General features: G+C 39.4%; 12 protein-coding genes. All 12 read left to right on the top strand.

What is annotated here, in order from left to right:
• Positions 1 to 6 precede the first annotated feature (6 nt).
• Entirely contained in the window at positions 7 to 2,625 is a 2,619-nt protein-coding gene (gene tssH, locus ND6B_RS13430) for a type VI secretion system ATPase TssH (protein ID WP_033102981.1), read from the top strand.
• Positions 2,626 to 2,845: 220 nt separating this feature from the next.
• Positions 2,846 to 3,325, top strand: a complete 480-nt coding sequence (locus ND6B_RS13435) for an Hcp family type VI secretion system effector (RefSeq protein WP_013462973.1) — start codon at positions 2,846 to 2,848, stop codon at positions 3,323 to 3,325.
• Positions 3,326 to 3,398: 73 nt separating this feature from the next.
• On the top strand, positions 3,399 to 5,252 hold the full coding sequence (gene tssI, locus ND6B_RS13440; RefSeq protein ID WP_033102980.1) for a type VI secretion system tip protein TssI/VgrG: 1,854 nt from the start codon (positions 3,399 to 3,401) through the stop codon (positions 5,250 to 5,252).
• Positions 5,252 to 5,611 (top strand): hypothetical protein, encoded by a 360-nt coding sequence (locus tag ND6B_RS13445; RefSeq protein WP_016900103.1) that lies wholly within the window; start codon positions 5,252 to 5,254, stop codon positions 5,609 to 5,611. Before tssI ends, ND6B_RS13445 begins: the two co-directional genes overlap by 1 nt.
• 38 nt (positions 5,612 to 5,649) lie before the next feature.
• A complete protein-coding gene (locus ND6B_RS13450) occupies positions 5,650 to 5,940 on the top strand; it encodes a PAAR domain-containing protein (protein ID WP_033102979.1) in 291 nt (96 codons plus the stop codon).
• 2 nt (positions 5,941 to 5,942) lie between these two features.
• Positions 5,943 to 6,968: a hypothetical protein gene (locus ND6B_RS13455; protein WP_033102978.1), complete on the top strand. Its 1,026-nt coding sequence runs from the start codon at positions 5,943 to 5,945 to the stop codon at positions 6,966 to 6,968.
• Positions 6,965 to 7,810, top strand: coding sequence for a hypothetical protein (locus ND6B_RS13460; RefSeq protein WP_033102977.1), 846 nt, complete (start codon positions 6,965 to 6,967; stop codon positions 7,808 to 7,810). Before ND6B_RS13455 ends, ND6B_RS13460 begins: the two co-directional genes overlap by 4 nt.
• Positions 7,810 to 12,552: an RHS repeat-associated core domain-containing protein gene (locus ND6B_RS0119080; protein ID WP_235420447.1), complete on the top strand. Its 4,743-nt coding sequence runs from the start codon at positions 7,810 to 7,812 to the stop codon at positions 12,550 to 12,552. Before ND6B_RS13460 ends, ND6B_RS0119080 begins: the two co-directional genes overlap by 1 nt.
• Positions 12,553 to 12,563: 11 nt before the next feature.
• A complete protein-coding gene (locus ND6B_RS13465; protein ID WP_033102976.1) occupies positions 12,564 to 13,064 on the top strand; it encodes a hypothetical protein in 501 nt (166 codons plus the stop codon).
• A gap of 143 nt (positions 13,065 to 13,207) precedes the next feature.
• Entirely contained in the window at positions 13,208 to 14,119 is a 912-nt protein-coding gene (locus ND6B_RS13470; protein WP_033102975.1) for a hypothetical protein, read from the top strand.
• Positions 14,119 to 14,598 (top strand): hypothetical protein, encoded by a 480-nt coding sequence (locus ND6B_RS13475; protein WP_033102974.1) that lies wholly within the window; start codon positions 14,119 to 14,121, stop codon positions 14,596 to 14,598. Before ND6B_RS13470 ends, ND6B_RS13475 begins: the two co-directional genes overlap by 1 nt.
• A gap of 78 nt (positions 14,599 to 14,676) precedes the next feature.
• Entirely contained in the window at positions 14,677 to 14,859 is a 183-nt protein-coding gene (locus ND6B_RS13480; RefSeq protein ID WP_235420446.1) for a hypothetical protein, read from the top strand.

Raw genomic sequence — 14,859 nt, 5'->3', positions numbered from 1 at the left:
CAGTGTATGTCAACGATGACATTAAATAAATTAGTTGAAAAACTAAGTCCAGATTGTAGAAAAAGCTTAGAGGCAGCTGTTGCAATATGTAATAGCCGCAGCCATTTTACGGTTGAATTAGAGCATTGGTTGTTAGCTATGATTGAGCAGCAACTAGACGATGTTAGACTCATATTCGGTTCTTTCGATATTGATATTGATCAGGTAAAGCAAGATTTAAACCAATCACTAGAGTCATTTAAAACGGGCAGTGATTCATCGCCTAGCCTATCAGTGCATGTGACTACCTTATTAAGGCAGTCATGGTTAAGTACCAGTATTGAGTTCACCGATGAGCAAATTCGTAGTGCTTACGTTATTTACACGCTCACAAAAGATGATACCTTGTCTAGTTTAGTAACGCGTTGTAGTAAGCTTTTCAATAATATAGAACCTGGACAACTGTTACACGCATGGCCTGAAATTGTTGCCCAATCGCAAGAACGTAATACCAGCACTGCAAGTGCTACAACACCTGCAAATGGTTCATCTAAAACACCAAGCTTAGATCAATTTACAGTTGATTTAACCGCTCAAGCAAAAGCGGGGAAAATAGACCCTATTCTAGGTCGTGATTTTGAAATACGTCAAATGGTTGATATTTTAACTAGACGTCGTCAAAACAACCCAATCTTAACGGGTGAAGCGGGTGTAGGTAAAACCGCTGTGGTTGAAGGACTTGCCCTAAGAATTGCCCAAAAAGACGTACCTGCAGTATTACAAAACGTTAAGTTGCACAGCCTAGATTTGGCTTTGCTTCAAGCAGGTGCGGGCATGAAAGGTGAGTTTGAAAATCGCTTAAAGTCGTTAATTAACGAAGTTAAAAACGCTGTTGACCCTGTGATTCTTTTTATAGATGAAGCTCACACTATGATTGGTAGTGGCGGACAAGCGGGTCAAAACGATGCGGCTAACTTACTAAAACCTGCTTTAGCAAGAGGGGAATTACGTACAATTGCAGCAACAACGTGGGCTGAATATAAAAAGTTTTTTGAAAAAGATGCCGCACTAACACGTCGTTTCCAAGTGGTAAAGGTTGAAGAGCCAACGCCAGAAAAAGCGGTTGCTATGCTACGTGGTTTAGTTCCTGTTATGGAAAAGCATCATAAAGTGTTTATTTCAGAGCAAGCACTTGAAAGTGCGGTGCATCTATCGCACAGATACATTACTGCCAGGCAACTTCCCGATAAAGCAGTTGCATTGTTAGATACGGCCTGTGCTCGTGTTGCTATGAGCCAAGCATCGACACCTAATGCGATTGAGCAGTTAATGAATAGACTAAGTGAAATTGAAGCGCAAGTTTTAATGTTAAATCGTGAGCAAAAAACCGGTTTAGATCACAGCGAACAATTATCAGCACTTAAATCTGAACTAGTTGAGATTGAACAGCAACTTGAACCATTAAATGAGCAGTTCAACGTTGAAAAAGGCATCGTTGCAGAATTAAACCAAGCGCTTGAATCGATTAACACCAACGATGCAGACTCTTCTGTTGAAGTACTTGAGCAGTTAAAAGAAAGCAAGCTTAAGCTAGCCTCGTACGAACATAATATGGTGCATTGGCAAGTTGATGAAGAGTTGATTGCACAGGTTATTTCTGATTGGACTGGTATTCCTGTTGGTAAAATGCATGAAGATGAAATTCATGGCATTTTAAATTTAGCTGCGCAAATGAAACAACGTGTAGTTGGTCAAGATCATGCGCTTGAACTCATGGCTAAAGTAGTACAAACCTCCCGTGCTCAGCTTGCAGATGAAAGTCGCCCTAATGGTATATTTATGCTGGCAGGCCCAAGCGGAGTGGGTAAAACAGAGACCGCACTTTCACTAGCACAAGAAGTGTATGGCAGTGAAGATAACGTAACGGTTATCAACATGTCTGAGTTTAAAGAAGAGCATAAAGTGTCATTACTACTTGGCTCACCTCCAGGTTATGTTGGTTATGGCGAAGGCGGTATTTTAACCGAAGCAGTAAGAAGAAAACCATACAGTGTAGTGCTACTTGATGAAATGGAAAAAGCGCATCCTGGCGTGCAAGATATTTTCTATCAAGTATTCGATAAAGGCACCATAAAAGACGGTGAAGGCCGAGACATCGACTTTAAAAATACCATCATTATTATGACCTCAAATGTGGGTACTGATACCACAATGAGCTTATTTGAAGATGAAGAAAGTAAGCCAAGTATTAAAGGCTTATTAAAAGCATTACAAGATGATTTATTAGGGGCATTTAAGCCTGCATTTTTAGGACGAATTAACGTTATTCCATATATTCCGTTAAGTGATGAAATTCTTACCCAGATTGCTGCGTTGCAAATTAGTAAAATAATTAAGCGTGTTAAAAAGCACTATGATGCGCAATTAACGTATAACGATGATGTGATTGAGCACATTATTGCAAATTGTCAAAATGCCGGATCGGGTGCACGAAATATTCACACCATATTACAGAATAAAGTACTACCTCTATTGTCTGAGATCTTGCTTTCAAGCATGGTTGAAGGTGAAAAAGTAACATCTATCTCATTGTTAATTAAAGATAATGAGTTCGATGTTGAATTAACTAAAGTTAATTCAAAATAACTTGTTTTTAAGGTTGTTTCTTTAGTTTTAGGGCATTATAATTCGTGTGTCTTATATAGAAACAAGGAATTTCTGAGACATTGTCTTCATCTAGGGAAAGGAATTCTGAAGACCTTTTCATTGCTGTTTTAAAGATAATGATTTCAAGGAATTTTGGGTAACCAAAGTAAACGAATCCACATAATGGATAATATTGTTTAATAAAAAGGAGCATTATCAAATGCAAGCAAATACATATTTAAAATACGGTTCAATCAAAGGCGAAACTACTGCTGAGTCTTTCAAAGATTTAATTACAGTTTTATCTTTAGATTGGAACGTTAGCCGTGAAATTAGCGCAGCGACTGGTACGGCGATGGATCGTGAATCTAGCTCTACTCGTTTAGGCGATGTGACTATTACTAAACTTCAAGATAAAGCATCTCCGGATCTTTTCAAAGAAGCAACTATTGGTAAAGGTCTACCTGCTGTTTTCCATATCACTAAACAAGGTGATAAAGTTGAAGAAATCATGAAAATCGAACTTACAGATGCCATGATCTCTAGCTACTCAGTATCAGTTCAAAACGACCGTCCAATTGAAACAATCACTATCAGCTACACTGAAATGATGATGACTGTTACACCTACTGACGACCAAAACAACATCACTGCACCACTTGTATATGGTTACAGCGGTGTTAAAGGTCAACAAATGTAATATTTGTTACCCGATTGTAGCTCTGGGCTTTGCCCAGGGCTTTTTTTGATCTTCAGGATGGGAAAAGCAAGGAATGCAAAAAGCAACACAAGATAAAAACGTAATTCAAATTAGTACTCCTGTTGGTAAAGACGCCCTTTATTTAACACGCTTCGTTGCGCAAGAAGCCATGTCAGATTTGTTTGTTATGTCGGTCAATATGTACACCATAGGCCAACAAATTGCACATGAAGATCTGGTTGGCAAGCCTGTTTCTATCAAGGTAAAAAATGCCGAGGGTGGCGGAGAGCGTTATTATCACGGTATTGTGAGTCAGCTTGTTTCTAACGGAAGCCGAACGGCGGATGTTGATGAGCAAAAAAATTACATTGATTATCAAGCTACCATTGTACCTTTTGCCGCTTCTATGCGTAATCGTAAAAACAGTCGCATTTTCCAAAAGAAAACAATTAAAGATATATTTGCTGATTTGTTTGGCCAACACAATGTGGCTTTTTCAGATAAAACCAGTAAAACCTACCCCAAATACGAATACTGTGTGCAATACCAAGAGTCAGATTTTGACTTTATCCAACGCTTATTACAAAGCGAGGGGATTTTTTACTTCTTTGAGCATACAAAAAGTAACCATACATTAGTTTTAGCAGATGATATTACCGCATATGAAATGTGTGGTGAGGCTAAAGTTGTTCATTCAACTGGCCATTTAAGTGAGTCTCATGTTTCGCGTTGGCAGGGCGGATTAAGCTTAGCGCCAGGTAGTTTCAAACGTTTGGGCTACGATTTTAAACAGCCATCACGTTACCCTGATGCAGAGCAAGCAAACGCAGAATTACCGACCCAATCGGTATCAGAAATTTTTGAATATACAGCTGAAGCAGAGTGTCATCCCCGCGCGGCTAAATTGGCATCAGTTCAACTAGAGTCACTGCAAAGAGACATGAAGCTCTCGAGCGGGCGCAGTGACTGCCGCTCATTCTCTGTTGGTAAACTGTTTAGTTTCAAAAAACATGAAGACCCACGCCTTGAAGGTAAAACCTTTGCTATCACCTCGATGATGACGTCGATTGTGGTACCAAACCAATCAGGCGCTGCACAAGCATCAAGTGAAGAAGTGTATTCTAACCACTTTGAATGTGTGCCAAAAGACATTCCATACAGAGCGCAAGTGAGCAAAAAGAAACCGGTTATCAACGGCGTACAAACAGCCATAGTAACGGGTGATAGCGCCGATGAAATTATGATTGACCAATATGGCCGCGTTAAGGTGCAATTTGATTGGGATCGTGAAGGTAAAAAAGACTCTAAAAGTTCATGTTGGATCCGAGTTGCACAAAATTGGGCTGGCAAAAAGTGGGGCGCCTTTTTCTTTCCCCGCGTAGGTCAAGAAGTTCTGGTTGATTTTATTAATGGCGACCCAGATCAACCTATTATAAGCGGTGCTGTTTATAATGCAGACCTAATGCCTCCGTACGCATTACCTGGTGAAAAAACGCAAAGTGGTATTAAGACTCGCTCAACTAAAGAAGGTGGAGCAGATAACTTTAATGAGCTGCGCTTTGAGGATAAAAAAGGCAGCGAGCTTGTGTATATGCAAGCCGAAAAAGATAAACAGCTTTACGTTAAAAACGATCAAAACGAAAAAATAGATAACGACCGTAATGTTGAAATTCTTAATAACGATAATCTCAAAGTCACAGCTAACCGTGTTGCTGAAATGGGTGAAAATGACACCTTAAAAGTCGGTAAAACACTTAATATTGAAGCCGGTGACGAAATAGTGATTAAAACAGGCTCGGCGCAAATTAAAATGAGCAGTAGTGGCAATATTACTATTGAAGGTACAAACATTGATATTAAAGGCAGTAATGTAAAAGTAGATGGCAGTGCCATTACCTTATCTGCTGGTGTAATTAAGTTAAATTAATGATGGAAATAGTCAATAACTTTCAATCAGGATTTAGAAACGGCATTGCAAATAACGGGCACGTTGTTTACTGCCGTTATGGTTTACCGCATTTAGTGTGTTTACCGATAAACAGGCCAGATGATCCATTACTAAGCCCGGCTTTAAGTCATTTAAAAGCCATGAATGGCTATTATGCACAGCAGTTTTTTATTCATTTAAGTGATGCACTTAATAGTGAAAATGTAATTTCAAACTTATATCAATATGCAACTCAAAGCGCTGTGGCACTTTCTGATCACAGTAAAGATGAGTTAATTGAAGAAATTTCGCTACTGGTAACCAGTAACAAGCTATTAGTTATCCCGCTTTATGAATAGCATTTCATAAACCAACAAAGACACGACAAGGAGTCAAAATGGGTAAACCCGCTGCTACAATTGGTCATATGCATGTATGCCCTAAAGTGACCGCTAAAGTTCCACATGTGGGCGGACCTATAGTTGCTGGCTCTGGCAATGTATTAATAGGCGGCATGCCCGCTGCCCGCAAAGGCGACATGATAGTGTGTATTGGCCCACCAGACAGCGTAAAAACAGGCTCGGGTAGTGTTCAAATTAATGGTAAACCTGCCGCCAGAATGGGCGATGATAGTGGCCACGGCGGAAAAATCGTTGTGGGCAACCCAACCGTGTTAATTGGTGGTTAACTTTGCTAGCGACCTATTTAAGTGATCATCAAGCACAATTACTACAAATTAGTAACGCTCAACTGTGCCCGTTTACGTGTATAGGTCATGTTCGCTATTTAAGAAAAACCCTATTAGAAAGCTGTTGGTTAACGGCAAAAAATAATAATCAAAAAAATAACTTTGAATTGCCCACCACTGAGCAACTAGTCGAAATAATAACTAACACCAAAAACGAAGAATTAGTTGCCCAAGCATGTATTGAAGTCATGGCTAACTTGCCACAAAATAAAAATATTATATTTATAAATGAATTACTTAATGAGCCAGCGCTGAGTACCTTTTTTAAAATCATTATAAATAAAGTCGTTATTCAACAGCATAGCTTTAACTTAATTCGGCTATTAAATTTAAACACCTTGTTTTTTGCTTACAGTGCTGATGAAGAGATTGCCCCGCAAACACTGGCAACTATAAATAAAATTACCAAGCTTGCGCAGCACCACGACAGACAGATATTAACGACTATTTTTGATGCATTAAGTGAGCAAGCCCATCTATCACCCTTAATGTCGTTATTTTTGTTGTCGTTAAATTTTGAGCAAGTAAATAGCTTAAGCAATCATGCCAGTAATACCTTATCGGTTGATCATACATTGCATATTTTATTACAAAGCGGTTTTGTAAAACTGATTGTTTTAGCCAATTCTCTATTACAACAAGTAGAGCAACCCGCGTTAATTATTGCGCTAATAAGGCGCATGTTAGGTGATAAACTCGATCAGCTAGTGGAATACGATATCCAGCGACTCGCTTGGCAAGGTGATGAAAGCGCGCTAATAAATTTTCAGCAGCAGTTAAAACATAACTGGCCTAAATATGAAACCGCCATGTCGAGTTTACGACTGATTGCAGGGCACCCTCTTGATGAAGTGCCTAATGCCATTTATTTATCGGCCATGGATAGCTATAGCCAAGGGGTGTTTAATTTATATCGCTATTATCAACATCTCGCTGCCAATAAAACTCAGGACGAGGTGGCATCATGAGTGCATTTTCAATCGAGATGACATGCTTTTCAGCCCCAAATATTAGCAGCGTAGATGCATTATTATTTGACGATAACAGTGCTGTTTTTAATGAGTTGCAATGGCAGTCTTGGGATGCCTGTGTTTACGATTGCATAATTAAATCTAAAGAATTAATGGCAGAAGTCACCGACAGCACATTGCCGATGATTTGGTTACTACCGGCATTATCATTTCAAGATGAGCTCAAACAGTTATTAGCTCAAAGCTTACAACAGTTATACCCCGATCATAGCAGTGAGCTGATTTTTCATGGAACAACAGGTGCACACTCTGCTATAGCTTTGGCTGGTGAAAAAAAATGGCAAAAATTTAATGTAATTGCTTTAGATGCAACTTTTAAAGCAAATAAACAGCAGCAGTTTGTATATCAAGGTGTAGGTGGTGCGTTGGCTGTAGTTGAAATGGTGCCTTGCGGGTGGTCGCAGGTAAGCCATGAGATTGCAGCATCTATTGATTTTAGCAAACATAATCAGCTAGCAGGTATGCTTACGCGATTAGCTGAACAAACAGAGAATAAGATTGATCTAATTTTTGCACCAGGAAATGGGGTAGATGATGATAGTTGGCTAAACAATTTACAGCTACTTACTAGCTTAATTGATGAGCACACATATTACGAACTACCCAATTATAAATTAGGGAAAATAGGCGCACTAGAAGGGTTAGTTAATTTGTACCAATTAACCACAAGCCCTGCAATTGTTGAGCATTTTAGTTATGCATTAATGCTCTCCCAAGAGCAAGCTAAGCATCAAGGTGCAGCATCATACTTATGGATAAGTGAGGAAGTAGACAGCTAATGCAAAGTAATACCGTTGTTTTACAAGGAATAAGTTACCCAATTTGCCTCGTCGCTGGTAAAGGTTCTGCGCCGTCGGGCTTTGTTGCTGTAGCAGCTAACACGCCTGAAAGTGCCAAAAATCAAATTGCACAAGTCGGCAGTGCGCTTACTAGCGACGCCGCTAAACGTTTAGACGTTATTAACTTGCTTAACCTTGCAGGAATAAGCTGTTCGCGCGGTGCGTCTGCACGTGAAACCGCGAGTGTATTAACCCAAGCTTTGGTTGCAGGTACTATTAGTTGCTATCACCAAAAAGCTAAGTCGGCCATTCAGGTAAGTGATAACACCAATAGCGCCGCAGCAGGTAAAAAGCCAAGTAGCAAGAGTAGTTCAAAAGCCTCAGGTAAAAGTGCCTCCCAAGCGCCGGCTAAAAACAGTGGCGGTGCAAGTAATAATACCCCAAGTGAAGAACCTATCACCCAACAAGAGTGTCGTTCTGATCCGGTTTCTATGCTCTCGGGTGAAGAAATACTGCCGCTTATTGACTTCACCTTAGCAGGCAGCAAACAATTAATTTGGCGACGCCTATACCGTTCATCGCATGCGGATGTATGCAGTGTAATGGGGAATGGTTGGCGACATGACTTTATGGTGCAGTTAACTGAGCATTACTTACCGCCACCTAAAGTAGGCCCAAAACAAAAAGGCACCTACTGGTTAGAATACCAAGATGAGCATGGCGCTAAACATCGTTTTGAAAAAGTAAAACCGGGGCAATCGAGCTATCAATTAAGCAGTAATTTAGCGTTGCATTACCAAACTAATGGTAAGCAAGTATTAGTAACCCCAGATGATCAACACCTGACGTTTAAAGCCGGCGAAAACTCATGGTTGCTTGAAAAAGTTATTAACGAAAAAGGCCAAAGTATTGGTTTTTATTACGATGCCAAAGAGCGCTTGCATCGCGTTGAGGTAAATAAAGCGCGTGGCTGTATTTTAAAATATAACCCGCAAGGGCTGCTGGCGAACATTTCGGCTTACCGTACAGGTGATAACAACAAGCCTGTATTACTAACGCCGTTACTTGCGCAATATGATTATGATGAAAACAAAAACCTCGTTCGTGCGACCAATCAGCAAGGTGAAACAGAGCATTATGGCTATAACGCCGCTAACTTATTAACTAAGCGTACCCGTGCCAGTGGTTTTAGCCATCATTTTGAATGGGACAGTTACTCATCGAGTGCTAAATGTATAAAACAGTGGGGCGATAACAACACTTATACGTATCAGTTTGAATATAATGTAGACGCTGGTGAAACAACCTGTATAGATTCGCGTGGGCATAAAGAACACTTTGTACATAACGCGCAAGGTAAGTTAGTTAAGCACACCGACCCAAATGGTAATGTGTGGCAATACCGCTATAACGCGCAAGGTCAAAAAGTTACTGAAATAAAGCCAGACAGCAGTGAAATAAAATACAGCTATACCCCTTACGGCCAGTTAGAATCAATAACGCAGCCAGATGGCAGTGTCACAAAATTTGCTTATAACCAATTGGGTCAGCGTGTATTAACCACCTTGCCTGATGGCCAAACCATTACCCGTAAATATAGCGTGGCGGGTTTACTGCAAAGTGAAACCTTTGGCGACGGTCGCACCGTACTTTACAGCTATGACAAATTTGGCCAACTAACCCAACACATAAATAAAAATGGGCAAGTCACACAATTTGTATGGAACGAGCAAGGCGAGCTTTTAGCCAAGCACCATAACGATGAGCTTATTCGTTACAGCTACGACAGTTTAGGCCGTGTTAATGCCACCATTAATAACGCAGGTTTGTTGACTCAATATAAATACAATGAGCATGGCCAGCTTGCGCAAACCATTGCCTTTGACGAAAAAGACCCTGAGCACAAACAGCAGCAACATTTTAGTTACGACGATGCAGGGCGGTTAATTAGCTCAAAAAACAGTAAGGGTGATACCACCGAGCAACACTTTGAAGGGCTAAGCCAACCACATTGTGTTATTCAGCCCGATGGCAGTGCACTGCATTTAACTTACGATAAAGAGCGTAACCTAACCGCCATTGAGCGTAGCGACGGCCATGTATACCGTATAAGCTATGACGCTAACGAAAACCCAACGCAAGTAACTGGGTTTGACGGTACGGTACAGCAATATAAATACGATGCTTGCAACCGCTTAACCTCGGTGACACAAAGCGATAAACGCCATGTAAAAATTGAGCGCGATAAATTAGGCCGCGTGATTGCGCAGCATGCAAGTTTGGCAACCGATACTCACATCGTTAATAACGCCAATTACTACAGCTATAACCTGCAAGGTAAAATTACCCGTGCGCATAATGCACAATCAACCTTAAAGCAGCAGTTTGATAAAGGCGGGCGGTTACTGCATGCTGAGCAAGTACATAATCAGCAACAAGCGCACACCTTAAAATACAGTTACGACGACTACTGCAGAAGGCAATCACTGACCTTGCCAGATTCAAGTACGCTTAAATATAGCTACAATAAATTCGGCCAGCTAAGTGCTATTCACTTACAGCAAGCCAATAGCACGGCTGTTGAACTTGCAGCGCTTAGCTATGACAGTCAAGGCAATATTCAAACGCAAAAGTTTGGTAATGACGTAACCCTTATCCAACAATTTGACGTATTTAACCGCTTAACACAGCAGCAGTTAACCCATCCTGCGCAAGCACTATTTGATACCTGTAAGTACAATTACGACAGCGTAAATCAGTTGATTGCGCGTAAAGAGGAAGGTGTTAGCAGCCACAATATTAATTTTGAGTACAACAGCCTTGGCCAGTTAATTCAGCAAAATCTAGCCAGTGGTGAGAACACAAAAACTACCCAATACCAGTGGGATAGTTTTGGTAACCCAGTTAGCCAGTCAAAAATTAAAAATAACGAGTTAGCCGAGCAGCAAACTACTCAGCACAATGATGAGAGCGATGCTAGTGGCGCCAGTAATAAGGTTGAAAGTAACCAGTCAGAAAGCACACATAATGTAATTAATAGCGAATATAACGATTCAAATGCAGCAACGTTTGCTAGTGATTTAAGTGATAATGATGATGTTATTACAGGCACCACTGATGCCGACCGTTTAACCCACTTTGGCGACAGCGACTTTCATTATGATGAATTTGGTAACCAAATACGCGAAACCGGCAAAGGTATAAAAACCCGCCGCGAATACAATGCATTTAATCAGCTAAGTTGCTTTAACAACAACGGCACGCTTACTCAATACGATTACGACCCACTCGGCCGGCGTATCGCCAAGCACACCGAGCAGGGCAAAATTGACTACATTTGGGATAACGACCAGTTAATTGGTGAATACCAACACGGTGAATATACCTGGTACATTAACCTGCCAAATCAATTTCACCCAGTAGCGCTAATTAAAAAATGCGAGGTGTATTACTACCACCTAGACCAACTTAACACCCCACGTTTTGTAACCAACAACAAAGCAGAAGTCGTTTGGGAAAACCAAGCCGATGCGTATGGATATGAAGAGCCAGAAGTAGATTCAGGCTTTAATAAAGAAAGTAGCTTCACTCAGCCAATCCGCTTTCAAGGGCAGTATTTAGATGAAGAGAGCGGCTTACATTACAATCGCTACCGTTATTACAGCCCTAAACAACAACGCTTTATAAATCAAGACCCGATTGGCTTAGTGGGTGGCATAAACCACTATCAATATGCGCCAAATCCGGTTAATTGGGTGGATCCGTTTGGGTTATTGTGTAAAGAAGGGCAGGCAAAAGTAAGAGCAGCGCTTGATGTTAATGCAGCTATTTCGCCAGAACTAAAAGAAAAACTAATTAAACTTTCTCAACTCCCAGAGGATGCATCTCCTTATACAGCAGATGAAATGGTTAACCATATAAAGCAAGGCACTGCTGAACAATTAGTTTCAGAGGGAAACCTTGACTTTAATCCGGAACCAAAATCTTTAGAGGAATGTTTAGAAAGGTTAGATGTTGCTCGTAAAAATATTATTAAAAATGGCTATAAAGCAAAATATACAGATGCTGAGTTAGTGAAAAAGTCAAAGGATGGTTCTGTTGGCAAATCACGTTTTCTTATAAGCTTTCAACCAGTTAATGAAAATATTGATGCAAAACTAGCTTTCCAAAAACCAAATGGTTTAGTTGCTATGTGGGCTACTAGCTTTGATATGCTTGAAAATGCAGATAGTGATCCACAGATAATTGCTGATTTATTGGCAACTGGTTGCGACCCAAAAAAAGACTATGTACTTCATATTGTTGATCGTGGTGAAGATTTGAGTGATTTCGGTGAAAATACCTTCGTGCCTACATGGGATGAACTTGAAGAGCCAGCTAAGAAACAACTAGAGCCAAAATATCATGATGCAATAAATAGCGTACTGAACTCTGATTACCAAAAACAGTATGCGGCGCACATGCAAGATTATTGGGATAATGGTTTAAATGAATTTAATTCAAAAGATCAAGATGAGTTTATAGAAGACTTAAACGATCAGGCACAAGAGAACAAGTTTGCAGCAAGGCATGCGCTTAGAACTGAGTTCGGTGCAAATAGTGAGTTTACTGGTGATGGTATGACACAGTGCCGACATTCAGGAAACAATCATGGTGTGGTAGAAACTTTAACTTTGGAAAATGATCCCCCAGCGATTGCAGAAATGAAAAATGTAACCACAGTCCGTTTAACACCTATCTAAGGGTAAATACAGTGAATAACAAAATACAGCCACATTTGGGATTAGTAGACCATAATAACTTGAAAACAGGTGAAGAAATCCTTTCAACTATTAATTATGAAATGTTTCCAGATGAAAAAAATTTTCTTATAAAGAAAGAAAATTATTTGGTAATTTCGACTGAATTTTATTCAAAAATGAAAAAGAAAAAACGACTCACACAATCTGAGTATCCTCTAACTGCATTACCCTGGATAATTAATCAAATAGAAAATGGTTTTTTTAAAAAGAAGGATGAAGGTGGTTTTTCAGCCTTTGAACGCAGTACTACTGCTGAGTTTGATGGAGAAACCATCGGCATAAACGCCATGGTACATTGTTGTGCTGAAAACTTACCTGGTTTAAATATTTGGAATGGGAATAGAAAAAGCTATGTTTCTGACAAGACACCTCAAAGATGGGATATACCTAACTATATGTTAAAGGATGGTTTGCTAGAAGAATTGAAAAAAATAGCTGATAAATATTCATAGATTTACAGTCATGACTTTATCATAAATAAAAATGGATATTAGGACATCAACAAGAATGGCTCTTATTGGTTTGTCTAAATGACTTTTATTGCTTAAACGACGTAAAAATTGAAAGGTTTTATAAAATTAAAAGGAATTAGCTAATGTTTGGAAATGAATATCATCGCTATCAAGAAAGGCAGTTAAAAGTTCGGCTGAACCATGAAATAAATCAAGAAAGGTTATTTAAAGGTATCGATAAAATTCCGGGGTTAGCTGGTGCTGGAGTTGTTTATATTGACTCAGGTTTTACAGTTGTAGAATTGAGAGCTTATAGTGGCTCAGCTTTAACACGCCCCAAAATAGTTTTGCGTGAACAACCGAAAAATATGAATCAGCAAGAATTTGCAGGTCACTTAAAAAATAGCCAAAGCAATACGCGAGAGTCACGTTTAGTCGGTGAAGTTGCTGGTACAGTTTTAAGTTGTAGTGCGGCTGTTTTAGGTTGGATAGTCGTTTTTGGTAGCGCGGCAGCAATTCCTATATCGGGTGGAACAAGCTCTGCTGTTACATATTTAGCCGTAGCTGCTAGTACTGCGAGTTCACTGCAATGTATTAATGGTGGTGTTAGAACCTATAACGAAAGCGTAAACCCAGAGTTAAATGACTTATATGACTCAAAGGAATGGTATCAGAATATAACTACAGCGCTTGATGTTGTTTCATTGGCTGGAGCTGCTGCTGCGGGTGCTGCGACCTTAAAGGCAGTTAAATTACTAAAAGCGAATACAAAAAAAAGTACCGATGCTCTTTTAAAAGGACTTTCGAGTAGTGAAAGAAAGCGTTTAACACAAGACATAATTAGGTTAAATCATCCTGGTGTTTCTAATCAAGTTTTGAAAAGAATGGTTAGAAGCGGGCAGTTTCCGAAGCGGTATAGTGGAATTCAGATCACTCAAGCATTAAGGCTACAATTAAAAGATACTATTGGTGCATCTTTTAGTTTTGGTGGGAGTGCTTTATCAGGAACTGTAAACTCACTTGCAATTGGTATATATGAGGAGTTAAGTAAGTAGTGTCTAATAACGATGAGGTGTTTTTATTATTTCCCCCATGGAAGCTTTTACGTAGGTTCTTATTAGTAACGGTTATCTTACTTATGGGAACTGTTTATTCAGGCATGACATTGTTAACACAGTACTTTGATACAAGTCCTGAGTGGCTGTTGGGCATTTTGTTTTCCGTTGGAATTATGTTTTGCCTTTTAAACTTTAAAGTTAGTCAAGGCTCTTTTCTATGTGCAAAGATATTGAAATACTATGCTCTATTTTTAGCTTTGATTTGCTTACCATCATTTATAATTTTAGAGGGAAGTAGTTATCATATAGCTACAGTTACTAATATAGCCTTTATGCTGCTGTCTTTTTATCTAATTAAAGGAAATAAATACCAAGGCTTAATTAAATATCAATATAACTTTTTTAAAGATATAAAAGACGCTCGGGCCGCTGTTGAAAAAGAGATGGCTAAAGGAAATAAGAAGAAGAAAAAGTAAGGCTGCATAGCTTTGCTTACTTAATTGAAATATAAAGGAACATAGAGAAATTGTGGTGACGAGTATGTTAGCCGCGCAATGTCATTATGGCGTGGAGTTAAGGAATGTTTTTCAAAAAGTGAAGAATGTAACTTCACTGCAAAAGCGCTTTTATTTGCAATGAGTTATGAATATGCAGTTGCTCCTTACAGCTCTGAGAATAATGACGCTATTGAATTTTATAAATGGTGTTTTGAAAATTTAAATAAAGATCAAGGATAG

This window comes from Pseudoalteromonas sp. ND6B (genome assembly GCF_000764215.1).
GTDB lineage: Bacteria > Pseudomonadota > Gammaproteobacteria > Enterobacterales > Alteromonadaceae > Pseudoalteromonas > Pseudoalteromonas tetraodonis.
This window is presented reverse-complemented; position numbering and strand designations above follow the sequence as displayed.